General features: G+C 69.6%; 23 protein-coding genes. 19 read left to right on the top strand and 4 right to left on the bottom strand.

The window, feature by feature from the left end:
* The first annotated feature begins 161 nt into the window (after positions 1 to 161).
* From JJ691_RS05745 to JJ691_RS05800, 12 genes are all read left to right on the top strand, one after another.
* On the top strand, positions 162 to 1,022 hold the full coding sequence (locus JJ691_RS05745; protein WP_256449369.1) for a TauD/TfdA family dioxygenase: 861 nt from the start codon (positions 162 to 164) through the stop codon (positions 1,020 to 1,022).
* Entirely contained in the window at positions 1,019 to 2,008 is a 990-nt protein-coding gene (locus JJ691_RS05750) for an AurF N-oxygenase family protein (protein WP_211767747.1), read from the top strand. The genes JJ691_RS05745 and JJ691_RS05750 overlap by 4 nt, the downstream gene beginning before the upstream one ends.
* On the top strand, positions 2,005 to 3,312 hold the full coding sequence (locus JJ691_RS05755; RefSeq protein ID WP_211767748.1) for a KamA family radical SAM protein: 1,308 nt from the start codon (positions 2,005 to 2,007) through the stop codon (positions 3,310 to 3,312). The genes JJ691_RS05750 and JJ691_RS05755 overlap by 4 nt, the downstream gene beginning before the upstream one ends.
* On the top strand, positions 3,312 to 4,373 hold the full coding sequence (locus JJ691_RS05760) for an enolase C-terminal domain-like protein (protein WP_211767749.1): 1,062 nt from the start codon (positions 3,312 to 3,314) through the stop codon (positions 4,371 to 4,373). The genes JJ691_RS05755 and JJ691_RS05760 overlap by 1 nt, the downstream gene beginning before the upstream one ends.
* The gene (locus tag JJ691_RS05765; protein WP_211767750.1) at positions 4,370 to 5,389 is read left to right on the top strand and encodes an Ldh family oxidoreductase; all 1,020 of its coding nucleotides are present in this window, start codon (positions 4,370 to 4,372) and stop codon (positions 5,387 to 5,389) included. The genes JJ691_RS05760 and JJ691_RS05765 overlap by 4 nt, the downstream gene beginning before the upstream one ends.
* Entirely contained in the window at positions 5,386 to 6,588 is a 1,203-nt protein-coding gene (locus tag JJ691_RS05770; protein ID WP_211767751.1) for an ATP-grasp domain-containing protein, read from the top strand. The genes JJ691_RS05765 and JJ691_RS05770 overlap by 4 nt, the downstream gene beginning before the upstream one ends.
* Positions 6,585 to 7,754, top strand: coding sequence for a GNAT family N-acetyltransferase (locus tag JJ691_RS05775; protein ID WP_211767752.1), 1,170 nt, complete (start codon positions 6,585 to 6,587; stop codon positions 7,752 to 7,754). Before JJ691_RS05770 ends, JJ691_RS05775 begins: the two co-directional genes overlap by 4 nt.
* Positions 7,755 to 7,770: 16 nt before the next feature.
* Positions 7,771 to 8,721, top strand: a complete 951-nt coding sequence (locus tag JJ691_RS05780; RefSeq protein ID WP_211767753.1) for a branched-chain amino acid transaminase — start codon at positions 7,771 to 7,773, stop codon at positions 8,719 to 8,721.
* The gene (locus tag JJ691_RS05785; protein WP_211767754.1) at positions 8,718 to 9,929 is read left to right on the top strand and encodes an MFS transporter; all 1,212 of its coding nucleotides are present in this window, start codon (positions 8,718 to 8,720) and stop codon (positions 9,927 to 9,929) included. Before JJ691_RS05780 ends, JJ691_RS05785 begins: the two co-directional genes overlap by 4 nt.
* Complete coding sequence (locus JJ691_RS05790) at positions 9,926 to 11,179, top strand: ATP-grasp domain-containing protein (RefSeq protein ID WP_211767755.1); 1,254 nt, start codon at positions 9,926 to 9,928, stop codon at positions 11,177 to 11,179. Before JJ691_RS05785 ends, JJ691_RS05790 begins: the two co-directional genes overlap by 4 nt.
* 21 nt (positions 11,180 to 11,200) lie before the next feature.
* Complete coding sequence (locus tag JJ691_RS05795; RefSeq protein WP_442912716.1) at positions 11,201 to 11,653, top strand: GNAT family N-acetyltransferase; 453 nt, start codon at positions 11,201 to 11,203, stop codon at positions 11,651 to 11,653.
* Between the two features lie 197 nt (positions 11,654 to 11,850).
* Positions 11,851 to 13,113 (top strand): alpha/beta hydrolase, encoded by a 1,263-nt coding sequence (locus JJ691_RS05800; RefSeq protein WP_211767756.1) that lies wholly within the window; start codon positions 11,851 to 11,853, stop codon positions 13,111 to 13,113.
* Between the two features lie 43 nt (positions 13,114 to 13,156).
* Here the strand turns inward: JJ691_RS05800 and JJ691_RS05805 are convergent, their stop codons facing one another.
* Positions 13,157 to 14,263, bottom strand: coding sequence for a DUF222 domain-containing protein (locus tag JJ691_RS05805; protein ID WP_211767757.1), 1,107 nt, complete (start codon positions 14,261 to 14,263; stop codon positions 13,157 to 13,159).
* 338 nt (positions 14,264 to 14,601) lie between these two features.
* Positions 14,602 to 15,093, bottom strand: a complete 492-nt coding sequence (locus JJ691_RS05810; protein WP_249227714.1) for a pyridoxamine 5'-phosphate oxidase family protein — start codon at positions 15,091 to 15,093, stop codon at positions 14,602 to 14,604.
* Between the two features lie 49 nt (positions 15,094 to 15,142).
* Between JJ691_RS05810 and JJ691_RS05815 the strand changes: the two genes are divergently transcribed.
* Both JJ691_RS05815 and JJ691_RS05820 read left to right on the top strand, forming a co-directional pair.
* Entirely contained in the window at positions 15,143 to 15,745 is a 603-nt protein-coding gene (locus JJ691_RS05815; protein WP_211767758.1) for an RNA polymerase sigma factor, read from the top strand.
* Positions 15,738 to 16,835, top strand: a complete 1,098-nt coding sequence (locus JJ691_RS05820; RefSeq protein WP_211767759.1) for a CU044_5270 family protein — start codon at positions 15,738 to 15,740, stop codon at positions 16,833 to 16,835. Before JJ691_RS05815 ends, JJ691_RS05820 begins: the two co-directional genes overlap by 8 nt.
* On the opposite strand, the gene JJ691_RS05825 is transcribed toward JJ691_RS05820, so the two are convergent.
* Positions 16,819 to 17,712: a hypothetical protein gene (locus tag JJ691_RS05825; protein ID WP_211767760.1), complete on the bottom strand. Its 894-nt coding sequence runs from the start codon at positions 17,710 to 17,712 to the stop codon at positions 16,819 to 16,821. The genes JJ691_RS05820 and JJ691_RS05825 overlap by 17 nt on opposite strands.
* Before the next feature lie 184 nt (positions 17,713 to 17,896).
* On the opposite strand from JJ691_RS05825, the gene JJ691_RS05830 reads away from it, so the two are divergent.
* The 4 genes from JJ691_RS05830 to JJ691_RS05845 are packed head-to-tail and all read left to right on the top strand — an operon-like array spanning position 17,897 to position 22,547.
* Positions 17,897 to 19,957 carry a HAMP domain-containing protein gene (locus JJ691_RS05830; protein ID WP_211767761.1) on the top strand — a complete coding sequence of 687 codons (2,061 nt, stop codon included), beginning with the start codon at positions 17,897 to 17,899 and terminating at the stop codon, positions 19,955 to 19,957.
* A 9-nt stretch (positions 19,958 to 19,966) separates the two neighbouring features.
* Complete coding sequence (pgsB, locus tag JJ691_RS05835; RefSeq protein ID WP_211767762.1) at positions 19,967 to 21,142, top strand: poly-gamma-glutamate synthase PgsB; 1,176 nt, start codon at positions 19,967 to 19,969, stop codon at positions 21,140 to 21,142.
* A complete protein-coding gene (locus JJ691_RS05840) occupies positions 21,139 to 21,621 on the top strand; it encodes a poly-gamma-glutamate biosynthesis protein PgsC/CapC (RefSeq protein ID WP_211767763.1) in 483 nt (160 codons plus the stop codon). Before pgsB ends, JJ691_RS05840 begins: the two co-directional genes overlap by 4 nt.
* Before the next feature lie 11 nt (positions 21,622 to 21,632).
* Entirely contained in the window at positions 21,633 to 22,547 is a 915-nt protein-coding gene (locus tag JJ691_RS05845) for an NlpC/P60 family protein (protein ID WP_211767764.1), read from the top strand.
* A 137-nt stretch (positions 22,548 to 22,684) separates the two neighbouring features.
* Here JJ691_RS05845 and JJ691_RS05850 read toward each other — a convergent pair whose 3' ends face one another.
* Positions 22,685 to 23,500: an SAM-dependent methyltransferase gene (locus JJ691_RS05850; protein WP_211767765.1), complete on the bottom strand. Its 816-nt coding sequence runs from the start codon at positions 23,498 to 23,500 to the stop codon at positions 22,685 to 22,687.
* A gap of 240 nt (positions 23,501 to 23,740) precedes the next feature.
* On the opposite strand from JJ691_RS05850, the gene JJ691_RS05855 reads away from it, so the two are divergent.
* Complete coding sequence (locus JJ691_RS05855; RefSeq protein WP_211771304.1) at positions 23,741 to 25,027, top strand: cytochrome P450; 1,287 nt, start codon at positions 23,741 to 23,743, stop codon at positions 25,025 to 25,027.
* Positions 25,028 to 25,040 lie beyond the last annotated feature (13 nt).

Genomic DNA, 25,040 nt, shown 5'->3' on the forward strand with positions numbered 1-25,040 from the left:
GAAAATCGGACAATCCCGCTCGGAATAGGGGTGTTTCACAGTTGACAGATGTTCACGCGGGGTGATCGCTGCCGGTCATCCGGCCAACCTGTGTCCCGAATCACGTCGTCGTTAGCATTCGAATCTTGCTGGTTCAAGGTTTCGGTAATATTCACGGGGGTGTGACGCTGATCACATTGAGACCGGGCCGTAATGTTGGCCAAGGTCGGTTGTGGACGTGGGACGTTTCGACGTTCCTGGCCTACTGGGGAGCACTCGTCGCGGATGACTGGGGATTAGTTGTGTCCAAGCCATTTCTGCTCACACCAGCCTCGACCAGCTTGACGCGGGCCGTTCTCGACGAACACGGATACGCGCTGATCAGGGACGTCGGCGATCAGGACGCGGCGGCGGAATTGCTGCGTGAAATAGGGGAGTTGATTCCCCAGTACCACGGCACACTCACGCACGAGGTCACCTACCGCCCGGGCAACGAGGGGCGGTCGTACTCACAGAGCGTCAACACCATCCTGGCCCACACCGAGGCCCCGGGCTGGGACCCGAGCCCGGCCTACCTGGCCCTGTTCTGCCATCAGCAGGCCCAGTGCGGCGGTGGTCACACCGACCTGCTCGACGTCGAATCCCTGTTGCCGGAGCTGGATCCGGCGCAGCTGGCCCTGCTGACCGAGGCCGAGCTGGACTTCCCGGGCCCGGCCCCGCGGCCGGTGCGCACCGCCCTGCTGCGCACCCGGGCCGACGGCAAGCGGCTGCTGCGGTTCAGCTTCAACCTGCTCACCAGCGGTGACTACGACCCACCGCTGGACAGCGTGCCGACGGCCGACCAGCTGCCGCTGGGGGAGGCCGGCCGGGAGCTGGCCCACGTCGTCAGCGACACGTTCCAGCGACTGCGCCTGAGCATCCTCATCCCGGACGGCGCGCTGCTGATCTGGGACAACCAGCGCATGCTGCACGCCCGGTCCAGCTATGCCGACAAGGCCCGCCACCTCACCCGTTTCTGGGTTTCGGATCGGAGGGTCGCGTGACCGTGGAGGACAATTTCACGCATATCCCGGGGCTGCCGTCCTTCGATCCGGCGGATGCGACAGAAAGCGCAATCATCACCCGGCTCGCCGGCAATTGGCGGCGGCGGGCGACGGTGAAGCGCGACGAGCCCGACCTCGACGAACTGTTCGAGCTGGCCCGGTCGGACTATCCCGAGGGCATCATTCCGTTCCGCGACCACCCGATCTGGCAGGGCCTGCCCGATCACACCAGGTCACGACTGCTGAGCTGGTCCTGGATCGCCTACAACCGGCACACCGTGCTGGCCGAGCAGCGCGTCGCCAACCCGGCGTTCGCCCTGGTCATGGAGGGCGAGTTCCCCGGGCTGGGCGGCCAGGACATGGAGATCGCGCTGGCCCAGGCCATGGTGGACGAGCAGTACCACACGCTCATGCACATCAACGCGAGCGCGGTGACCCGGCGCAAGCGCCAGGCGGAGCTGCCGGACGCCTGGCTGCCCTCCTCGCACACCGCCCGCGTCCACCAGGAGCTGCGGGACGGCTGCGACGAGCGCTGGCAGCGCAGCCTGACCACGCTGGCCTTCGCCACCGTCTCGGAGATCTCCATCAACGCCTACCTGGACCTGCTGGCCGAGGACCCGGACATCCAGGTGATCAACTCGACCACGGCCAAGCTGCACAACCGGGACGAGTACTGCCACGCCTCGATCTCCGACGAGCTCGGCAAGATCGTCTACGAGGTGCTGGACCCGAACCGCAAGCGGTTCTTCCTGGACATGCTGCTGGCCGGCCTGGACGCGTTCGTGGCCACCGACTACACCACCTGGGAACGCATCCTGGAGATCGAGAACGTGCCGGACTGGCAGCGCATGGTCAAGGAGACCCGGGAGGACACCAGCCGGGCCCGGCTGGTCCGCGACTACACCGGGCTGCACTCGCTGCTGTCCGAGATGGACGTGCTCGACCAGGTCGACTTCGACTGGGGCAAGTCGGTGGTGAACCAGTGACGGTGACCGTCGAGAGCGAGCCCGCGCTGCGCACGGTCTCCGGTCGGCGGCTGCGGGACCTGGTGCTCGACCGCACCGGCGACGCGGGGCTCGCGCACGAGGTCGACGTGGTGTCCCAGGTGCTGCCCTTCAAGGTCAGCTCCTACGTGGTGCAAGAGCTGATCGACTGGGACCGCGCCCCGGACGACGCCATGTACCGGCTGCTGTTTCCGCACCGGGACATGCTGCTGCCGGACGACTTCGCCGCGGTGGAGCTGGCCATGCGCACGCAGGACCGCGCCGGCCTGCGACAGACCGTGGACGCCGTCCGCGACCGGCTCAACCCGCACCCGGGCGACCAGTTGGCGTTGAACGTGCCACAGGAGGAGGACGCCGACGGCTGGGGCCTGCAGCACAAGTACCACGAGACGCTGCTGGTGTTCCCGCGCCAGGGGCAGACCTGCCACAGCTACTGTGGCTACTGCTTCCGCTGGGCCCAGTTCGTCGACCGCAGCGACCTGCGGCTGGCGGTGTCCGGGCCGGAGGTGATGACCGCGCACCTGCGGCGCCACCCGGAGATCACCGACGTGCTGCTCACCGGCGGCGACCCGCTGGTGATGCGCACCGAGCTCATCGAGCAGTACCTGCGGCCGCTGTTGCGTCCCGAGCACGACACCGTGCAGACGGTCCGCATCGGCACCAAGGCCGTGTCGTTCTGGCCGCACCGCGTGCTCGCCGGGCGCGAGGCCGACGAGCTGCTCCGGCTGCTGTCCGCGTTGGTGGACGCCGGCAAGCACGTCGCGCTCATGCTGCACCTGTCGCATCCGGCGGAGTTGGACACCGACGCTGCCCGGGCAGCGTTGCGGCGGCTGGCCGGGACCGGGGCTGTGCTGCGTTCGCAGGCGCCGGTCGTGCGGCACGTCAACGACGACCCGGACGTGTGGGCGCAGTTGTGGAAAGACCAGGTGCGCAACGGAGTTGTGCCGTACTACATGTTCGTCGAGCGCGATACCGGCGCGCGTCGGTACTTCGGGTTGCCGCTGGCCCGTGCGCTGGAGATATACCGGGGTGCGATCAAGGGGCTGTCCGGGCTGGGGCGCAGCGCCCGCGGCCCGGTGATGTCGGCCTCGCCGGGCAAGGTCGCCATCGACGGCGTAGTGAACCTCCACAATGGACCGGCGTTCGCGCTGCGGTTCCTCCAGCACCGGAATCCGGAGCTGGTGGGGCGGCCGTTCCACGCCCGGTTCGACGCGGAAGCGCAGTGGTGGAACGACCTTCGCCCGTACGGCGAGCACGACCGGGAGTTCTTCGGCGGGGCCGCGTGATGAGGCTGCGCACGCACCTGGTTCGCATGCGGGACAAGGACGTATGGCGGTGCGCCCGGGAGGAGATCCCCGAGCACCGCGCCGTCCTGGTCGAGCTCAGCGCGAACGGCGAGTCGGGCTGGGGCGAGGCGTCGGCGTTCATGACCGCCGTCTACAACTCCGAGACCGACACCGTGGTCGACCGCCTGCACGGGCTCGATCTGGACGTCGATCCGCACCAGCCGGAGCAGACCTGGCAACAGCTGGCTCCGCAGCTGAAGGACTGCCCGTTCGCGTTGGCGGCGCTGGATGTCGCCGCGCACGACCTGGCGGCCCGGCTGGCCGGCGTGCCGCTGTTCGAGCATCTCGGGCTGCCCGACCCGAGCGGGCTGCCGTCCAGCTACAGCATCGGCCTGGACACCGTGGATGTCATGGTGGACAAGCTGAACCGGACTCCGGGCTGGGGCCTGTACAAGGTGAAGCTGGCCAAGGCCGACGACCTGCACGTGCTGCGAGCGCTGCGCGAGCACACCGACGCCCCGTTCTGGGTGGACGGAAACGCCTGCTGGCAGCCGGAAGCGCTGTTCGAGGTGCTGGACGAGTTGCCGGGCCTGGGCGTGGTCGCCCTGGAGCAGCCGTTCGCCGTCACCGAGGTCGAAGGACAGTTGGCGGCCCGCGACCGCAGCCCGGTGCCGATTTTCGCCGACGAGTCGGTGACCACGCCGGACCAGGTGCGGCCGGCGGCCGGCCGGTTCGACGGCATCAACGTCAAGGTGCTCAAGGCCGGCGGGCTCACGCCGGCGCTGGCCATGCTGCGGGAGTGCCGGGAACTGGGCGTGGCCAGCATGCTCGGCTGCCTGCCCGAGTCCTCGGCCGGGGCCAGCGCCGCCGCGCACATCGCTCGGCTGGCCGACCACGTCGACCTGGACACGGTCGCGCTGCTGGACATCGACACCGGGACCGGCGCAGGCCTGGACGACACCGGTCGCATCCGGCTGGCCGGCGGCACGGGCACCGGCTTCACCCCGGACTGGACCTCGCCGGCGCATGAGGGGCCGGCACATGAGGGGAATGGGCGATGACCACTGTGGACACTCACCGCTGGACCAGCCCGGCGGACGTGCGCCGGGTCGCGACGGCGGCGTTGGAGGCCAAGGGCGTCAAGGAGGCGGCCGAGGTCGCCGAGGTGCTGGTGGAGACCTCGCTGCTGGGCGTGCACACGCACGGGATTCGGCTGCTCGGTAGCTATCTGGACGAACTGGACCGCGGCGTCGCGGTGGCCGAGCCGGTGTTGGCCGTACGCAAGGACTCCGGGCCGGTCGTGCACCTCGACGCCGGGAACGCGCTGGGGGTGGTCGCCGGGCTGCGGGGCGTGGAGCTGGCAGTGGAGCGGGCCAAGCGGTTCGGCGTCGGCGTGGTCGGCGTCCAGCGCTCCAACCATTTCGGCGCGGCCGGCTGTTATGCCCGCCGGATCGCCGACGCCGGGCTGCTCGGCCTCGTGACGACGTCGGCGGCCAACCGCGTCGCGCCGTTCGGTGGCACCACACCGCTGTTCGGCACCAACCCGATCGCCATCGCCTATGGCGACGAGTTCTTCCTGGACATGGCCACCAGCCAGGTCTGCTTCGGCGAGATCAAGGAACGCGGCCGGGTCGGCCGGCCGCTGGAACCCGGCTGGGCCGTGGACAACAGCGGCCAGGGGACCACCGACCCGGCCCAGGCTTCGGCACTGGCCCCGCTCGGCGGTTACAAGGGGCAGGGCCTGGCCATGGCCGTCACCGTGCTGACCGCCGTGCTCGTCGGCGGTCCGCTCGATTTCGAGATGCCGCACATCGGCACGGTCGATGAGGGCCGACGGGTGGCGCACCTGCTGATCGCCGTCGACCCCGACGCGCTCGGTGGCCGCGACCAGGCCGGGCAGGCCATGAACCGGCTGATCGGCGCGGTGCGGGCCAACCAAGCGGCTGATCCGGCCGCGCCGGTGCTGATTCCCGGCGATCCCCAGCGGGCGAACTGGGAACGGCAGCTGCGGGACGGCATCGAGCTGGACTCGGCCACCATCGAGCTGCTGGACCGGTTGGGGAGTGAGCACCCGTGATCCTGGTCCTGGTCAGTCCCCGACAACGCGGTCTGGACCTGAGCGGCGTCGACGACTGCGTGGTCATCACCGGCGGCCCCGTGCCCAGCGGTGCCTCGGAATTGGTCACTGTCGCCGACTACCGCACGGAAACCCTGGTGGCGGCCGGCCTGGAGTTGGCTCGCCGGCACCGGTTCGAGCGGGTGGTGTCCTTCGCCGAGGCGGATGTCGTCGCCGCGGCGCAGCTGCGGGAAGCCCTCGACTTGCCTGGCCAACGTCCGGTGAGCGCCTTGGCATATCGGGACAAGGCGCTGATGCGGAAGCACTCCCTCGCCGCCGGGCTGCCCGGACCGGCCTATCGCACCGTGGAAACGGCCGCCGAGGTGCGGGAGTTCGTTGCGGACCAGGGCCTTCCCGCCGTTCTGAAGCCTCGGTCCTCCTCGGGCAGCGTCGGCGTGCGAATCCTGCGGTCGACGGCCGATCTGGCCGAGTTGCCCGATCAGCTGGCCGATCACGTGGTGGAGCAGTTCGTCCCCGGCGAGGTCGTGCACGTGGACGGCCTGCTGGTCGGCGGAAAGCCGGTGTTCGCGCTGCCTGCCGCTTACACCGACCTGGCCTGCCTGGCCCACTGGGAGGACAGCGGGAGCGGCAGCCTGCTGCTGACCGCCGAACACCCCTGGCACGGCCCGCTCACCGAAGAGCTGTGGCGCGTGGTCGCCGCGCTGCCGGCAGCCGAGGATCTGGTGCTGCACGCCGAGTTCTTCGTCGCCGAGGGCCAACGGCCGGTGTTGTGCGAGATCGCCTCCCGCCTGCCCGGCCACCCCATCCCGCCCATGATCAACCGGGCCTTGGGGCTGGATCTCCGGGCCACCTGGCTCCGCATCGCCGCAGGTCTCCCGGTGGACGTCACAGCTATCGCCGGGGCGGCCGTGCGGGCCGGCTCGGTGGCGAACTTCGGCCTTCCGCCCCGGCACGGCCGGATTACCAGCGTGCCGACCGACGTGCCGCCCTGGGTGCACGACCTGGAGGTGCTGGCCAAGCCCGGCGACGTCTGGGACCGCGACCGGTACGAGGCCCGCAAGTCCGGCGACTTCGTGGTCACGTGGACGGTGACGGCCGACAGCGAAGGCGAGCTGCGGCAACGGATCCAGGAGTCGGCGGACCTGATGGAGGGCAAAGTTGGTTGGCAGGAGATAATTTCGGTGGGCGGCGCCCGATGAAGTGGGAGCTCGTCGACCTGTCCGAGGTGGACTTCGAGCACTGGGTCGACCCGGTCGGCCACACGCCGGTCTGGTCGGCCCCGGGCTTCCGCCGCGTGACCGAAGCCCTGCCCCAGCATCCGGTCCTGCATCTGGCGGCCATCCGCGACGGCCGCCCGGCATTGCTGGCCCCATTGCTGCGCAGCGAACAGCCGGGCGGTTTGCTGTTCTACGACCTGCCGGCGATGATCGGCAACGAGGGAGCCTTCGGTGATCACGAGCGACTGCCGGAGGCGGAGCAGGTCGAGAACCTGGACCTGACCGAGGATCGGCTGGCGGCGTACCCGAGCCTGGTGCTGGGCACGCACGGCGCGCACCACGGCGTCACGCTGGATCCAGTGCTGGACAAGGACGAACGGATCGCCCTCTGCCGGGAGTTGCCGGCGGCAGTCGCCGAGGTGGCCGAGAGCCACGGCTGCAACAGCCACGGTCTGCTGTACCTGACCGAGGGCCTGCTGGACTGGATGCGGCCGGCCCTGACGCCTGAGCACGACGTGGCCGTGCTGGGCGCGGAAAGCGTGCTGGAGTGCGAAGGCGGGACCTGGGAGGACTATCTCAACGGGCTGTCCTCGCGCCGGCGGACCCGGGTGCTGCATGAACGCCGCAGCTACCTGGCCGGCACCGACCGCAGCACGATCACCACCGGCCCGGACGCGATCGGGGACGACCTGGTCGAGCTGCGCTGCAACCTGCGCACCCGGTACGGCCTGCCCGACCAACGAGACCGCACCGTCGCCGAGTTCGAGGCGCTGTCCCGGTGGTGCGGCGAGGACCTGGTGGTGATCAGGTCCCTGCGCGGTGACGAGCCGGTGGGCTTCGTGATCTGCCTGCGCCGCGGCGACACGCTGTATGCGCGTACCGCCGGGTTTGACTACGACCGGTTGGGGCCCAAGGACTTCTGCTACTTCAACGTCGTCTACTACGACGCGCTGGAGTGGGGCCTGCCCCGGGGTGTGCGCCGCCTGGAGCTCGGCCTGGCCAGCTATCCGGCCAAACGCACGCGGGGCTGCCACTTCGAGCCCCGGCTGGGCGTGTTCCACCTGCCGGGACACGAGAATCTACGCACCGCGCTGCGCGTGCAGGACCGCGGCGAGCGTCTGCGGCTGACCGAGGAATGTGGCCTGTGAACAGGGGAGTAGACCGATGGACGTGACCTCGGGTCCGGTGTGGATCGACGGCGAGGTGGTGGCCGGCGCCGACGCCATGGTGCACGTGCTCAACCCCAGCCTGCACTACGGCTGGGGCGCCTACGAGGGCATCCGGTTCTATCCGTCGCGCACGCCGGAACTGACCGGTCCGCTGGTGTTCCGGCTGCGTGAGCACATCCGGCGGCTGGTCAACTCCTCGCGGGCGCTGGGCATGCGCGTCCCGTACACCGAGGAGGAACTGATCCGCGCCTGCACCGACATGGCGCTGCGCTCCGGGCTGTCCTCCGGTTACCTGCGCCCGCTGGTTTTCCTGCGCGAGGGCGCGATGTCCGTGGCCGGGCAACTGGATCAGGTGCGGGTGGCGATCGGCTGTTGGGCCTGGTCGGGCTACCTGCCCGACGCCGACCAGGGCATTCGGGTGCGCACCAGCGGCTGGGTGCGCAGCGGCCCCGCGCAGCTGCCGCCGAGCGTGAAATCCACCGGCGGCTACATCAATCCGTCACTGGCTCGGCTGGAGGCCGTGCGCGGCGGCGACCATGAGGCCATCCTGCTCAACCAAGCCGGCCGCGTCGCCGAAGCCTCGGCGGCCAACGTCTTCGCGCTGCTGGACGGCGTTCTCGTCACCCCGCCGGTGTCGGAGGGCATCCTGCCCGGCATCACCCGCGACGCTGTGCTCACCATGGCCGCGGATGTCGGCGTGCCGACCGAGGAACGTCCGCTCGCGCCGGCCGACCTGCGGATGGCCGACGAAGTGCTGTTGGCCGGCACGGCGATGGAGCTCGTGGCAGTGACCACATTGGACGGTCTGCCGGTCGGTGGCGGCAGCGCGGGGCCGGTGTTCACCACCCTGCGGGCCGAGTTCGACAAGGCCATCACCGGCCAGCTGCCCGCCCGCCGCGACTGGGTCACGGACGTGACCAGCGTGCTCGACGCCGTCTCGCCGTGAGCGTCGCCACCCTGCTGCGGGCCTACACCCCGCACACCCGCGCCGGCCGGCTGCTGGCCGGCGCGGCCGCGGTGGATTCCATGGGCAGCGGGCTGTTCCTGGCCCTGATCCCGGTTTTTGTCGTCACGCACGTCGGCATCGACCCGGTCAGTGTCGGCGTGGCACTGGGCGTGGCCAACCTGCTCGGGCTCGCCGGCCCGGTCCCGGCCGGGTGGCTGGCCGACCGGTTCGGCGCCGGCCGGGTGTGGAGCGTGCTGCTGCTGGCCCGGGCGATCGGCTACGCCGGTTTCCTGTTCGTCGACTCGTTCGCCGCCTACCTGGTGCTGACCTGCCTGGTCAGCCTGCTGGACCGGGGCAGCACGCCGGTGCAGCAGGTGTTCGTGGTGCAGGTCGAGCCGGTCGAGGAGCGCAGCCGGTCGCTGGCGGTGCTGCGGACCATGCGCAACGCCGGCATGAGCCTGGGCCTGCTGGGTTCCGGCGTGCTGATCGGCATGAACACGGTCAGCGCGTTCCATTTCGGCTTCGCCGTCAACGCCTTGTCCTACATAGGGTTGCTGCTGGTCGTGCGATCGCTGAACCGGGACGTCCGGCCAGCGCCGGCACGGGACCGTCCGCCGACCGCGCTGCCCACGGCCGATCGCCGGTATCTGCTGATGTCCGTGGGCAATGCCCTGCTGACCCTGCACGACTCGGTGCTGTTCACGCTGATCCCGCTGTGGCTGGTCACCAAGTCCACCGCCCCGCCGGCATTGGTCGGGCCGTTGCTGGCGTTGAACACCGTGCTCACGGTCGTGCTCCAGGTGCCGGTGACGAAGTGGAGCATCGGCCTCAGCGCGGCCCGCCGCACGGTGATCCGGGCGGTGTTGCCGCTGGTCGGGGCCTGTCTGCTGTTCCTGGCCGCGGAGCACACCGGGCCGGTGCTGGCCGGTGTCCTGGCGGCGTTGGCGGTGATCGCCCTGACGGTGGGGGAGAACCTGCACACGGCGGCCGGTTTCGAGCTGTCGCATCTGCTGGCCCCCGCGCATTCGGCCGGGGCCTACATCGGGGTGTTCAACCTGGGCATCGCGGCCCAGCTGTGCTTCGGGCCGCCGTTCATGACCGCCGTGGTGCTGCGCGGGCCGGTCGGCTGGGTGGCGTTGTCGGCGGCGTTCGCCGTGGGCGCGGTGCTGATGGTGGCGGGCGGACGACGGGTGGAGGTGCTGCGGTGAGCGATCAGGAACACGTTCTCGTGGTGGGCGGCGGCATGGAGATCCCCGGGCTGTTGCGTACGCATCGGCCCGGCGTGCGGACCTCCGTGCTGTGCCAGCTCGCGCTGCTGCCCCGGTTGTGGGAACCGGCCGGGCATCAGCGGGTGGTGGCGATCGGCCCGGACTGCGACGACCAGGAGTGGATCGACGCGGCGGCGCTGATCCACGCCGCCGACCCCGTCACCCGGATCGCCACCCTCGGCGAACGGGACCAGGACCGGGCGGCCGCGGTCGGCGTCGCGCTGGGGCTGGCGATGCACGCGCCGGACACGGTCGCCGCCGTGCACGACAAGGCGACGATGCGACGGGTGCTGGCCGCGGCCGGTGTCGAACAGGTCCGCAGCCACACGGTCGACAACGCCGAGGAGCTGGCCCGGTGGGTCACGGAGAACCCGGGCACGTGGATCGTCAAGCCACTGGACGGTTCGGGCAGCGCCGGCGTCGGCGTGCTGTCCGATCCCGCCGACGCTTCAACACGGTACGAACGCTGTGTCGGCTCCACACACACCGGCCGCACCGGGGCGGCCCGCGTGTTGGTGGAGGAGTTCCTGACCGGCCGCCAGATCAGCGTGGAGTCGTTTTCCGAGCAGGGAGAACACGTTGTCGTCGCGGTGACGCAGAAGTTCTCCGACCCGGCGACGTTCGTCGAACTGGGCCACGTGATCCCGGCGGACCTGGACGCCGACACCACCGAGGCCGTGAAGCGGCACACCGCCCGGGTGCTGTCGGCTTTGGGCGTACGGGATGGGCCCTGCCACACGGAGTTGGTGCTGACCGAGCGCGGTCCCCGCACGATCGAGACCCACCTGCGGCTGGCCGGCGACGAGATTCCCTACCTGGCCAAGGACGCCACCGGTGTGGATCTGGTGCGGTTGGTCGTGGCGCAGACCCTCGGCGAGTCGGTGCTGCCGGGTCTGCGGCAACGGCTGGCCGAGCCCGGTGGTCCCGCGCAGGCGATCTGGTTCGGCATCGCGCCGTGCGCGGGGACGTTGGTGTCGGTGGAAGGCGCCGACGAGCGGGTCGTGGTCGTGGCGAAACCCGGTGATCAGGTCGGGGAGCTCAGCGATTCCGGCTCACGCCCACTGTGGGCCAGGGCCGACGGGCCGGATGCGGCGACCGCCGTGCAGCGGGCGCACGAGGCCGTCGCGAAGTGCCGGCTGATCGTGTCCGTACCCTCGGCTCAGGCCGGTGGCATGGGGGCCACGGCGTGACGGTAACAAGGAGACAACAGCGTGAGTGACGTGCAGTTCAGGCGGGCGACCGAGGCGGACCTGCCGGCGATCGTGGCGATGCTCGCCGACGACGTGCTCGGGGCGACCAGGGAGTCCCCGGACGACCTGACCCCGTACCTGGCGGCGTTCAAGGACATCGCGGCCGACCCGAACCAGTTCCTGGTGGTGGCCGACCGGGACGGCGAGGTCGTCGGCACCATGCAGCTGACGTTCCTGCCCGGCCTGTCCCGCAAGGGCGCCACCCGGGCCCAGATCGAGGGCGTGCGGGTGCGGGGCACCGAACGCGGCACCGGGCTCGGGTCGCAGCTGATGGCGTGGGCGATCGACCAGGCGCGGGAACGGGGCTGCACCATCGTGCAGCTGACCTCGGACACCGCCCGCACCGACGCGCACCGGTTCTACGAGCAGCTCGGTTTCACCGCCACCCACCTCGGTTTCAAGCTGTCGCTCTGATCGTTCACGGGAGGACGCCCATGTGGTCGGTGTTGTCGGTGGCGGCGTTGGTCGCCAATCTCGTCACGGGCGCACCGGCCCCGGGGCTGTTCGACCATCCGTGTCCGGGACATCCCGGGTATGAGTGTGGCTCGCTTTCCGTGCCGATGGACTATTCCCGTCCGTGGGGCCCGAAACTGACCATCACCGTGTCACGGTTGAAGGCCACCGGTCCCCGGCGGCAGGGCGTGATCGTCTACAACCCGGGCGGGCCCGGCACCAGCGGACTGTACAAGGCGGACATCCTGCCCGCCTCGGTCCGGCAGGCCTACGACTACATCGGCTTCGACCCTCGGGGCGTCGGGGCGAGCAGCCCGGTCAGCTGCGTGGACGGCTCCTTCTTCGCCTCGCCGGCCGCCGACCCGAATCCGGCGTCCGAGGCCGACAAGGCGCGGATTCGGCAGCGGGCCCAGTTCTATGCGCGGGGATGTGCTGCTCGGAGTGGGGCCGAGTTGCCTTATCTGACGACGCCGAACACCGCCCGGGACATCGACGAGATCCGGAAGGCGTTGGGGGAGCGGCAGATCAGCTACTACGGCTCGTCGTACGGCACCTATCTCGGTGCGGTGTACGGGCAGCTGTTTCCGCAGCGGGTGCGGCGGATGGTGTTGGACAGCAACGCCGACGCGTCGGTGGAGAACGTTTGGTACCAGGGCAATCTGGATCAGGACGTGGCCTTCCAGGGCCGGGCCGAGGAGTGGTTCGGGTGGATCGCCCAGTACGACAACGTGTTCCACCTGGGGTCGTCGATGAGGGCCGTCTATGGCTCCTATTTGGCTGCCCGGTCACGGCTGGCTGCTGCGCCGGTTGAGGTGCTCGGGCCGGCGGAGTTGGATGCCGTGATCGTGAACTCGGTGTACTTCGACACCAACTGGGTCGCCAACGCTCGGGCCCTGAGCGACTACGTGGTGCGCGGGGATGCTTCCGCGTTGCTGGCCGACGCCCGGGACGCTGACCCGACGTCCGCCGCGTCCGAGAACGCCAACGCCGCCTATACCGCTGTGAGCTGCAACGACGCTTCGTGGCCTCGGTCGTGGGGTCGCTGGGACCGGGACAACTCGTTGTACGCGTTGAAGGCTCCGATCGAGACCTGGGCCAACGTCGCGTTGAACCTGCCGTGTGCCTATTGGCCGGTGGCGGGACAGCAGCCGGTGAAGATCGATGGGCGTGGGTTGCCGCCGATTCTGATGCTTCAGGGGACGCTTGACGGTGCGACTCCGTATGAGGGGGCTCTGCGGACTCACAGCCTGTTGCCGAGTTCTCACCTGGTGGTTGAGCAGGGTGGGGGATCGCATGGGCTGTACAACCGGCCGCAGGTGCACAACGGGTGCGTGGATGGGTACGCGACGGATTACTTGCTGACCGGGAAGGTGCCTGCTGGGGATGTGGTTTGCCCGGGGCATTCGCTGCCCACGCCTTGATTGTTTCGCTGTGGAGTTGTCAAGGAACGGGTGCGTCGGTCGGTCAGTATTGGTGTGGCTGGGTGGTGTAGTGCCGGCCTAGCGGAGTGACCCAGTGCAGGGTTGCGTCCGGATCCAGCGTCACCACGTAGTCGCCACTTTTGCCGTGCTTCACGTGATGGTGGTGGGTGCAGTAGCCCTTGAGCTGGGTGGCGTTGGTTTTGCCCTGGGGCCAGGGAACTGTGTGGTCGAACTCGCCGATGGGGCGGATGCAGCCCGGGGCGGAGCAGACCCCACCGCCGTTGAGCGCGGAGAATTCCTTGACGGCGGTCGGGGGTCGGTAGGTGTCGGTGCCCAGTGATTCGGCGTGCCGGTACTCGTCGAGGAGCAGTCCCTGCCATGGTCCCTGCCCAGCCAGTTCGCGGGCGGCGTCGGCGGCGATGTGGCCGTAGCCGTCGAGGAGGCCGGGGTCTTCGGTCAGGCCCATCAGGGTTTCCATCGGGATGGTGACGTGGACCTTGACCTTGCGGTCCACTCCGTAACCGAGGAACCGGTCGAGGAAAGCATCAGCCCGTTTCTGGTCGGTGGTGCAGTCGTCTTTGACCTGGGCGCGACCGTCCTGGGTGAGCAGGTCGTAGGCGGCGCGGGCATCCAGTGCGGTCAGCGTGATCCGCAACTGGGCCATGCCATCCGGGAGTGGCGTGAACTCCACCCGCCGCTCCCGGATGGCCTTCAACCGCCGCTGGTCATACCCAGTGGGGTCGACCTCGGCGACGGCTTTGGTGGCGCGTCGGGCCAGCTGGCTGCGGGTCAGTCTTGGGGCCGCCTCAACCAGGGCATCTTCCACCTGGGTGATCATGGCCGGGCTGGGTAGGTTGACCACCCGTTCATCCACGGCTTCCACCTGCCGAAGGTCCAGCTCCCCGCGCCGCAGCTGCTCACACAGCCGTGGCAGGCGGTCCAGCACCAGGCTGCGTTGCTTCTGCCGCACCACTGATTGCTCCGGCTCATGAGCAGCCATGGCCATCTCGGTCGTGTCCTCGAAGTCATGCAGAATCGACAACTGAACGTGATCGGCAAAGGCTTTGATCTTGCGGGCCATGATGAACGCCGTCACCTGCTGATCGGCTGTGAGGCTGGAGAGATCCGCACCCGCGAGCAGGTCCAGCATGTCCCCCTGACGGTTCCATGCTCTCCATTTCTCGGATGATTTCCCTCATGTCTCCAGGATACTCGCACGCATGATCGAACTCGAATCCCTAACGGGTGAATCCTTGCCGCGAAGGACGCCCACAAGAACCCTTCAACCCCACTCCTCGGAGGGTGGATTTTGTGCGGAGGGGGGCGATGGCATACGCTGGTCCGCGAATCGAGGCAGGCGGAGCCTGCCCGATGACGCCTCGATACGCCATCGCCCAGAGGTCTCCGCACAAAATCCACCCGGAGCACTCCAAAGTCCTGTCGCGAAAATCCAAACCGCCAACCCCAAACCCTCCCAATCTCACCCCCTCAGTGCTTGCGCACCACCCGCTCCTCTTCCCCTACCTTCCACACCGTCACATCCATATGCCCTTCTCCCACCTCCACCGCCGAAGCACTGCTGATCTCCGCCGCATAAAACGGCCTGAACACCTTACCCCTCAGATCAAACCCCGTTTTCTGATACAGATCCTCCGCATACCGCGCATGTAGATCACGATCCTGCACATCGTGCACCGTCCCCCACAGCTTGGCGTCCCCGTCCGACACATGCGTGTCCACGGTCGCCGTGTGCAGACAGAATCGCGGATCCCGCGCCAGGTCCTGGAACTTTCTGGTGCCGGGCATGCCGTTGAGCCACAGCTGTCCCTCGAACAGCCGGGGCTCCATGGGGCTGATCCGGGGCGAACCATCAGCCCTCAGGGTGGCCAGTAGGCACAGGTTGCCGGTGGCGGCGTGCCGCCGGGTGAAGATCGCGGCGATCTTCGGCGCGACCTCGGTGAACTCCTGCCAAATCGTCACCCGGTCGACGGTACGGGAACGCGCCGGTGCCGTCCGGCCAATATGGTCGGTGAGCAGTGAGACGGCGCCGCTGGCGCGAACGGGAGGCCCGGGGGTGGGGTACGCCGACGAGCTGGGCGAGCTGTACGACAGCCATGCCCGGACGTTGCACCGCTACCTGGCGATGCGGGTGGATCCGCAGGTCGCCGACGACCTGGTGGCGGAGGCGTTCCTGACGGCCTGGGAGCGCCGGGCCGACTTCGATTCGAGCCGAGCGAGCCTCAAGGCATGGCTGTACGGCATCGCCACCAACATGCTGCGCCAGCACGTGCGCTCCGAGGGCCGGCGGCTGCGGGCGCTGGCCCGTGATCATGGGCGGCGGGTTGTCGGCGACCGCCTGGACGAGCGGACCGCTGCCGTCATCGACGCCGAGACGGTGGTCGGCGACCTGGCTGACACGCTGGCCGAGTTGCGGCCGGAGGAACGGGACGTGCTGCTGCTGGTGGCCTGGGCCGACTTGTCGCCGGCCGAGGTCGCCGAGGTGACCGACATCCCGGTCGCCACCGTCCGGACCCGGCTGTTCCGGGCCCGGGCCAAGCTGCGTGCCCAGATCAAGGGAGCGCAGATCAAGGGACAGCAGATTGAGGGACAGGAGGGTGACGACGATGCGTGAGGGACTGCGTCCCGCCGAGGACGACCTGGTCAAGCGGGCGGTGTCGGAGCTGCCCCCGATGTCCGACGAGGCTTTCGCCGCCGGCCGCGCCCGGCTGATGGCCCGCATGGGCAGGACCGTTGACACGGCTGTAGAAACTCAGTCGGTGACGACTGCGGAAGCCGAGTCGATCGCGGTTCCCCAACCACGCCGACGCTCGCGCCATGTCGCATGGCTGGCCGCGGCCGCCGTTGTAGTCGGCGTGCTGGTGCTCACCCTGGTCGGCCCCACCCTCGTGCCCAAGGGCGGCGACGTCGATTCCGGCCCGGAGCCGCGGATCGGCAGCGCGGTGGCGGCCGAGGCGTTGAGCCAGGCGGCGAGCAAGACCGGCGATGTGGTGCTCCAGCCGGGGCAGTTCCTGTACGTGCGCAACCACACGATGGCGATGGCCTCCGGCGGCGCCGACGAGAACCACATCGGCTGGGCGTACACGCAGGACGAGACCTACGAGACGTGGGTGCCGGCCGACCAGGGCCAGACCTGGGAGACCAAGCGGAGCAGCACCGGCCGCAAGACGCTGCTCGTGGGCTCGCCGGACGACTTCCCCAAGGACATGCCGGACTTGATGCCGCTGGGCGAATGGAAGGCCAGGGGCGGCGCGTTCTGGGGCCAGGACGACCTGCCGGCCGCCTTCACCCGCCCGACACCGGCCTACCTGGCCGCCCTGACCCGGGACCCGAAGAAGCTGTACGAGAAGCTGCGCTCGGAGGCCGCGGGCGACCAGGGCCACATCCTGCTGACCGAGATCAGCGAGGGCCTGGACACCGGCCTGATCCCGGCCGACCTGCGCAAGGCGGTCTTCCAGGCGCTGGCCTACCTGCCGAACCTCCAGGTCCTGGGTGGGCAGGCGGATTTCGACGGTCGGTCGGGCACCGGCTTCGGCCTGGTCGACGACGCGACCCAGTACGAGCTGATCATCGATCCGGCCACCGGGACGTACCTGGGCTGGAAGGAGATGCAGGTGCGGGACGCGAAGGGCCTGAAGGCGGGCACGGTGGTGAACGCGACCGCGCTGTCGACCAAGGTGGTCGGCGCTATGGGTCAGAGCTGATCGCGGCGGCCAGCGCCGCCACCAGCCGGTCCCGCTGTGCGGACTGGGACCGGATCTCGCTGTCCGACTCGATGTGCGCGAACACCGCGCCCATCGAGTCGGCGGCTTGTCCCTGCACGTTGGTGGTTCCCTCGAGGTGGCCGCAGCTCTGCTGCCAGGCCCGGCAGACCGCTGTGCCGCCGGCCTCGACGCGGTCGGCGATCCGCTCGTGCAGCGCCGTGTGCTTGGTCGAGCCGCCGGACACGACGACGCCGATGCCGGGCAGGCTGTTGTCGTCGAAGCCGTGCAGCTGCACTTGCGGCAGCCCCTTGTGCGCCAAAGCCGTCGCGACCAGGTTGAACAGGGAGTTCGCATTGTGCGCGACGTCGGCCAGGCCGTTGGCCGCCCGGCGGTGCGCACCGGCGATGAGCACCGCGGATCCGGGCAGCGCCCGGTACAACTGGACACCGACTTGTTCGGTGTCCAGGTCGAAGTTGGGATGCGGCACCTCGATGACCACTTTCGGGGTGGCGCCGTAGTCGGCGATGTACATGCCCCAGCCCCGCTCGTCGCCGGGCTGGGTGGCGGCCAGCACGAAGTGCCGGCCGGATCCGGTGTCCCGGCCGTCGGTCAGCGTGAAGCCGAGCGGTGCAAGCGTTTTCACCTCACCCTGAGTGTCCTTTCCGCCGGTGAGCAGCGGGATCAGGCCGGCCAGCGCGTCCTGCCCCTCACGGACCGTGGGCGGTCGGTAGGGTGCGTCGGGTTCCAGCGCGGCGGCGAACTGTGAGGCCCGCTCGGCAAGATCAATTCCGCCCGGCCGGTGCGGAATGTTGATCACCGCCAGCACCGCCACGCAGATCAGTCCGAGCACGGTGACCAGCAGATTTCGGGCAGACACCAGGAACTCTCCGGAGGTTTCGGGCTGCCCGGCGGTGGCTGCTCGCGGTCGGTCGGTCGCGAATCGTGCTTGCCTTGTGACGCCAATCATACTCTAATAGGCAATGAAGTAGACAGTACGACCGAGACGCAGCACCCCGCCGCCGCGTTGAAACCGTCCTCTGTGGACTGATCAGGGAGCGCGCGTGGTGGCGATGTCGGCCGGCCCCAGGCCGGTGGAGAACGGCTTTCCGGACGGACTGCGGGTCCCACTCGTGGTCGTCGGGGCCGCGTTGGCCCTGCTCATGGCCTGGTGTGTGCTCGCACTGCCGGCCGCCGGCCAGAGCGGCGGCCCGCAAGTCGTTGCGCAGTCCCAGGAACTGCTCGTCAACGACCTGGCCCGGGCCACCGCCGACTCGATCGGCGACGTCGCCGGCGACCTGAGCACGGCCGGCGCGCTGTACACCGTGCACCCCGACCCGAGTCCGGCCGGCACGCTGGCCGCCTTCACCCGCAGCATCCCGCAGGCCCTCGGCCTGGCCCTGGTGCATCGATCCAGCGGCGTGCTGCTGGCCGGCACGGGCGAGCCGGTGCCGGTGGAGTCGTTGCCGAGCAAGGACGTCGACCGCATCACGGTCAACCTGGTGCGCGACCAGTCCGGCGCGACGGTCGTGCTGACCACCGCCCCGCTGCCTGGCACCCAGTGGCTGGTTCTGGTCACCACCGGCCTGAAAATCCCGGCCACCACACTGTCCGGGTCGCCGGCCGAGGCGTTGCTGCTGACCACACCCGACGGCCAGGTGGTGAAGTCGCGCGGGTCGTTCGACCCCGAATATCAGCGGCTGGTCACCACGGCGAGCGCGAACGCGGTCACCGCGGCCGGAAGCGTGGTCGGCGAGGAGAGCACCGGGCCGGTGGTGGATGGCCGCCGGACGACGCCGATTGCCGTCTACGCGCCGATTCTGACGGGTGATCCGGCTCGGCCACTTGGGCTCAACCTGGTCCTCGTCGGCTCGGCGCCGGCCCATGGCGCGCCGCAGACGCCGGTGGAGACCGAGTGGGTGGCGGCGGCGCTCGCGGCCGCGGTGCTGATCACGCTGGTGCTGATCGGGTTCGGCTTCGTGCTGCCGCTGCGTCGCCTGCGCGGCGAGGCCCTGGGTGGCCACCACCGCCGCAGATATCGGCTCCGCGAAGCCACGATCGTGTCGGCCGCGCTGCGCGACGAGATCATTCCGGTCAGGCGTGGCCGGATCTCCGCCCGCACGCTGGTGATCGCCGCCGTCGCCCCGCTGCTGGTCTGCTCGGCCGTGATCGGCGTGGTCGCCCGGGAGACGGTGCCCACCGTGCCGGACCTCGTCGTACAAGGGGAACGCGGGCTGGCCGAGGTCACCGCGGGCGCGCTGCGCGACCAGCTCTCCGCGACCCTGAGTGATCTGCGCACCTTCGCCACTCGCGCCAACGGCGAGGTGGCGTCGCTGAAACCGGCCCTGGACAACCTGATCGCCCAGAACAACCGCTACCGCAGCGTCTACGTCACCGACGCCGCCGGCTCGGTGCAGGTCACCGCCGGCCGCGCGCCGCTGCGCACGACCGAGCGCCCGCCGGCCGGATCCGGCCTGCACCAACAGAACACCGCCGGCCGCATCCCCGTGCTCTACGCCAGCACCCCGCTGCCGGACCACTCGCACGTGCTCATCGGCGAGCTGGACGTGACGAAGCTGTCGTCGATCCTGCGCCGCAGCGCCGGCAACGGCAAGCTCGTCGACTCCGGCCTGCGTACCCTCGCCTCGGCCGACGGCTACCGGGCCTTCGACATGCTCACCGACCAGGCCCTGCGGCAGAGCGTCACCGACGCGCTCGGCGGCGTCGGCCGGCCGGGCACCGACCAGATCGACGGCGAGTGGTACGTCGTCGCCGCGGCCACCGTCACCGGCGCGCCGAGCACCGACCCGCTGCGCTGGACCGTCGTGCTGCAACAGCCGCTGACCACGCTTCCGTTGCCGGACAACGTGGTTCGCCGCTACGTGCTGTTCGCCGCGCTGGCCGCCGGGGCCCTCGCCCTGCTGCTGCTCGGCTGGTACCACTTGTGCTTCGTGCGCCCGCTGCGGCGGCTGTCCGTTGCCGCGCTGGGGCTGGCCCAAGGCGACCTGAAGACCGTGATCTATCCGGAGCGGCTCAACGAGATCGGCACCCTGTCCGAGTGTCTCGACGCCGCGCGCAGACAGCGGATCCCGACGGCCGCCCCTTCCGTCCCGATGCTGGTCTAGGAGCCCCGAATGCGCTTCCTCTACACCGTGTACGCGCTCTCCTGCCTGGTGCTGCTGGTGTGTGGGATGGTGGAACAGCGGCGACACAACCGAAACCTGGCCCGGATCAGGCATCGGGTGCTGGTCAACGGGATCCGGGGCAAGTCGTCGATCACCCGGCTGTGCGCGGGCGCGCTGCGCGGCGGCGGATTGACCACGGTGGCCAAGACCACCGGCACCGCCGCGCGGTTCATCCACCCCGACGCCCGCGAGGAACCGGTGCACCGCAAGTTCAACATCGCCAACGTCGTCGAGCAGATCGCCATCGTCCGGCGGGCCGCCGGCTACGACCCCGACGCCCTGGTGATGGAGTGCATGGCCGTCGCCCCGCCGTTGCAGGAGATCAACCAGACCAAGCTGATCCAGTCGAGCATCGGCGTGCTGTGCAACGTCCGAGAGGACCACCTCGCCGAGATGGGCCCGACCCTCGACGACGTGGCGCGGTCGCTGTGCCGGTCGATGCCGGTCGGCGGCATCTGCGTCACGGCCGAACGCGACCGCCTGCACATCCTGCAGGAGGAAGCCGACAAGCGCCGCTGCACGCTGATCGCGGTCGATCCGGAGTCGGTGACCGATGAGGACATGGCCGGGTTCGACTGGATCACGTTCAAGGAGAACGTCGCCATCGCCTTGACGGTCGCCGAGCTGTTGGACGTCGGTCGGGCCGATGCGATGGCCGGCATGTGGGCCGCCCCGCCGGACCCGGGTGTGTTGCGGGTGGACCGGTATGCGGCGGCGGGCAAGCGGTTGAACTTCGCGAACGTGTTCGCGGCCAACGATCCCGAGTCCACGGTGATGAACATCGAGCATCTGCTCGATCACGGGGCGATCGGCCGGCCGCTGCACATCGTGATCAACTGCCGGCCGGACCGGATCGAGCGCAACGGCCAGATGGGCGCGCTGGTGCCGCGTCTGCGACCGGACCGGGTGCTGTTGATCGGGGAGCCGACCCGCAGCGCGCTGGCCGCGATTCCCTCGGACTGGCGGGCCAAGGTGGTCGACCTCGGCGGCCGCCGCAGCGCACCCGAACTGTTGGACGCGCTGGTCGACGGCATCGACGAGCAGGCCTCGCTCGCGGCCATCGGCAACATCCACGGACAGGGCGAAATCCTGCTCGCCCAACTGGAAACCCTGGAGCGGCTATGATCAGCCAGGAACTGTCCCCGGAGGTGGCCACCCTGGGATTGGCCATCGGGTTGTTGTTCTCCCTGCTGTGTTATCTCACCACGAACCTGTCGCCGGGCGGCATGATCACTCCCGGCTGGTTGGCGTTGACCCTGGTCGAGGACTATCGGCGGGCGGCGCTGGTGGTGCTGACCACCGTGCTGACCTATCTGACCACCCTGGGGCTGAGTAAAGTCGTGATTCTGTACGGGAAGCGGCAGTTCGCGGCGGTGGTGCTGCTCGGCGTGTTGTTGCAGACCACGGTGTTCGTGTTGATCCAGGATCATTATCCGCTGTTGTACGTGCATGAGACGCTGGGTTTTGTGGTGCCCGGTCTGATCGCCTACCAGTTGGTTCGTCAGCCGCCCGCGGTGACCGTGCTGGCCACCGGATCGGTTGCCCTTGCCTCGTACGGAGTGCTGGCCAGCGGGGTGCTGGTCGGCCTGGTCCCCACCTCGTAGGAGCCCCTGCCGTGAAACACTTACGCACAGCTGTGTTGCTGACGACGTTGGTCGCCTCCGGCGGGGCGGTCGTGCACCTCTCGCAGGCGCAGGACGTGCCGACCCGGGCTCGGGACAACGGCGCGGTCGTGGCCATCGCACCGGCCCATCCGGCCAGCACCCGGTACAGCTTCGTTCGGCTGGACGGCCCGCCGCGCACCGCCGTGCTGGACGAACATGTCCGGCTCATCGCCACTTTCACCGACGGCGCCCGCTCCGCCGTCCTCAGTGGACCCAGCCGCACGTTCGCTGATCCGCAGCGCACCAGCGCCTTGGTCACCACCACCAACTGGGTCCGGCTCGCGCCGCAGCCCTGGAAAGCCGGCGCCGAGAAGGATTCCTGGTTCCGGCCGTGGCTGGACACCGAACTCGGCGACCGCAGCCCCGACGTGCTGGCCGTGGCCACCCAGTACGTCACCTTCGCCCACTACGCCGACGACGCCGACTTCAACGACTTCCTCGGCGTGGCCTACCAGGGCGCGAAACCGAGAAAGGATCGCCTCGGCGACGTCGACTCGGCCGGCTACGTCCGCCTGGTCTATGGCTACCGGCTCGGCTATCCGATCGGCGCCGGCGGCCTGCCGCGCACGCCCCAGGAGATGCCGACCGCCCCCCTCGGTGCCACCATCGCCGACCACGCCGCCGGCTCGCCGCAGACCCGTTTCCTGGCCCAGCCCGGCGATCTGCTCCTGTTCAGCACCGACGGCGCCAAGACCACCGTCGACCACGTCGGCATCTACCTCGGTGTCGACGACGCCGGCCAGCAGCGCTTCATCGCCGCCCGCGGCACCCCCAACGGCCCCAGCTTCGGTGACTCCAGCGGCCGCAGCGTGCTCGACGACGACGGCCTCTACGCCACCGGACTGTGGGGCATCCGCCGCCTCTGACAGTTTGCCGGTCTCCAAGACCTACAGACCCCCGGAACAGGGTCGCTAACCGCTACAAACCCCGCGATCGGCGCTGCCGGGTTTGTAGCGGTCAGCGACGCGCACAACAGGGTTTGTGGGTCTTGGAGACACCCGAACTAGGGCTTGCGGCCGACGCCGGCGTAGGGGAGGGAGTTGATGGCGGGGTCGTCGGAGATGCCGCCCATGCCGTCCGGCCGCCACATCGGGCAGCCGACCAGGCCCGGCTCCACCAGCTCGAAGCCGTCGAAGAAGCGCAGCACCTCCTCGTGGGTGCGGGGGAACGGCTGGTTGTGGGTGTTCTGGTCGTACACCTTGACGGCGTCGCGGAGGTTGCGGGCCTCGCCGTCGGCGGCCACGTGCGAGACGGCGAGGTAGCTGCCGGCGGGCAGCACGTTGCGGTAGCCGGCGACGACGGCGGCCGGGTCCCACTCGTCGGGCATGAAGTGCAGCAGCAGCAACATGAACAGGCCGACGGGCTGGGAGAAGTCCAGCAGCCGCCGGGCTTGTTCGGACTCGATGATGCCGAGCCGGTCGCGGGCGTCGGCGTGCACCACGGCGGCCCGGTCGTTGCCGCTGAGCAGCAGTTCGCTGTGCGCGACGGCGATCGGGTCCCGGTCCACGTAGACCACGCGGCAGGACGGGTCGATCTGCTGCACGATCTCGTGCAGGTTGCCGGCGGTGGGCAGCCCGGAGCCGACGTCCAGGAACTGCCGGATGCCGGCCTGCACCATGAAGATCGCCGCCCGGCGCAGGAAGGCCCGGTTGAACCGGGCCGCCTCGCGCACCCCGGGCATGATCTTGTTGATCTTCTCGGCCAGCTCCCGGTCGGCGGCGAAGTTGGAGGCGCCGTCCAGCCAGTAGTCGTACACCCGGGCCGGGTGCGGCACGGTCGGGTCGACCTCGGGCGGAACCCAGCTCAGATCGCCACTCATACCGCCACCTCACCGTTCACAAAGCCAACCGCGAGAGCCTAGACGGACGGCCGCACAACCGCTAACGCAACCCGATCGGGTGGTCCTGGGCGCGGCCACTCGCAGTAGGTCGCCGTCACCCCTAGGGTGAACCGCCGTGCACCGATCGTGGGGTGAGTAGGGTTGTCCGCCAACCAGAACGTCACCAGCGACGCACCGGTTGTCCCCGGTCGGCGTCCCGTGCTCGGCCACACCGCCGCCATGCTGCGACGACCGCTGCGCTTCCTGTCCGCGCTGCCGGCCTACGGCGAGGTGGTCAAGATCTACCTCGGCCCGCTGCCGGTCTACATGGTGACCAGTCCGGAGCTGGCCATGCGGCTGCTCGCCGCCGACGCCGACAACTACGACAAGGGCATCGTCTTCGACAAGATGCGCCCGCTGTTCGGCAACGGCCTGGCCACCTCCAACGGCGAGTTCAACAAGCGCCAGCGCCGCCTGGTGCTGCCGGCCTTCCACCGCACCCGGATCGCCTCGTACGCCGAGACCACGATGACCACGCTGGCCGCCGAGTCGATCTCCGGCTGGAAGGCCGGGCAGGAGGTCGCCGTCGACGAGCACATGCAGAACCTGGTGCTCAGCATCGCCGGCCGCACCCTGTTCGCCACCGAGCTCGGCCAGGACGTGCTCGACGAGATCCAGCGCTGTGTGCCCGATCTGCTGGACAACGTGCTGGTACGGGCGTTCTCGCCGAAGTTCGTGGAGCGCCTGCCCATTCCCGGCAACCGGAGGTTCGACGCGGCCGCGGCCCGGCTGCGCGAGGTGATCCCGCGGGTCGTGCTGGCCGCCCGCGCAGTGCTGGATGCGGGGGCGGAGACCGATCACGGCGACCTGGTCTCGATGTTGTTGCTGGCCCGGGACGAGGAGACCGGCGAGGGCATGACCGACGAGCAGGTGCACGACGAGGTGGTCACCATCCTGACCACCGGCGCCGAGACCACCGCCGTCGCGCTGGCCTGGTTCTTCCACGAGATCGCCCAGCAGCCGGAGATCGAACACCGGTTCCACGCCGAGATCGACCAGGTGCTGGCCGGCCGCGTGGCGACGTTCGCCGACCTGCCGCGGCTGGAGTACACGCAGCGGCTGGTCAACGAGATCCTGCGCCGCAACCCGCCGCTGATCCTCATGCGCCGGAGCCGGACCGACGTGACGCTCGGCGGGATAACCATCCCCGCCGGCACCGAGGTCGCGGTCAGCCAGCACACTCTGCACCGTGATCCGCGCTGGTTCCCCGACCCGGACCGGTTCGACCCGGACCGCTGGCTGCCGGCCCGGGCCGAGAAGCTGCCGCGCGGCGCGTTCATCCCGTTCGGCGCGGGCGCGCGGCTGTGTCCCGGCCATCTGTTCGCCCAGACCGAGATAGCGGTGGTCGCCGCCACCATCGCCGCCCGCTGGCGGCTCGTGCCGGTGCCCGGCGCGAAGGTCAAGCCACGGCTGGCCGCCACCATGCAGCCCAACCGGCTGCCGATGACTGTTGTGCCACGTCACTGAGGGAGATGTTCGG

Origin of the sequence: Kutzneria sp. CA-103260, from assembly GCF_018263855.1 — a bacterium.
Classification (GTDB): domain Bacteria; phylum Actinomycetota; class Actinomycetes; order Mycobacteriales; family Pseudonocardiaceae; genus Kutzneria.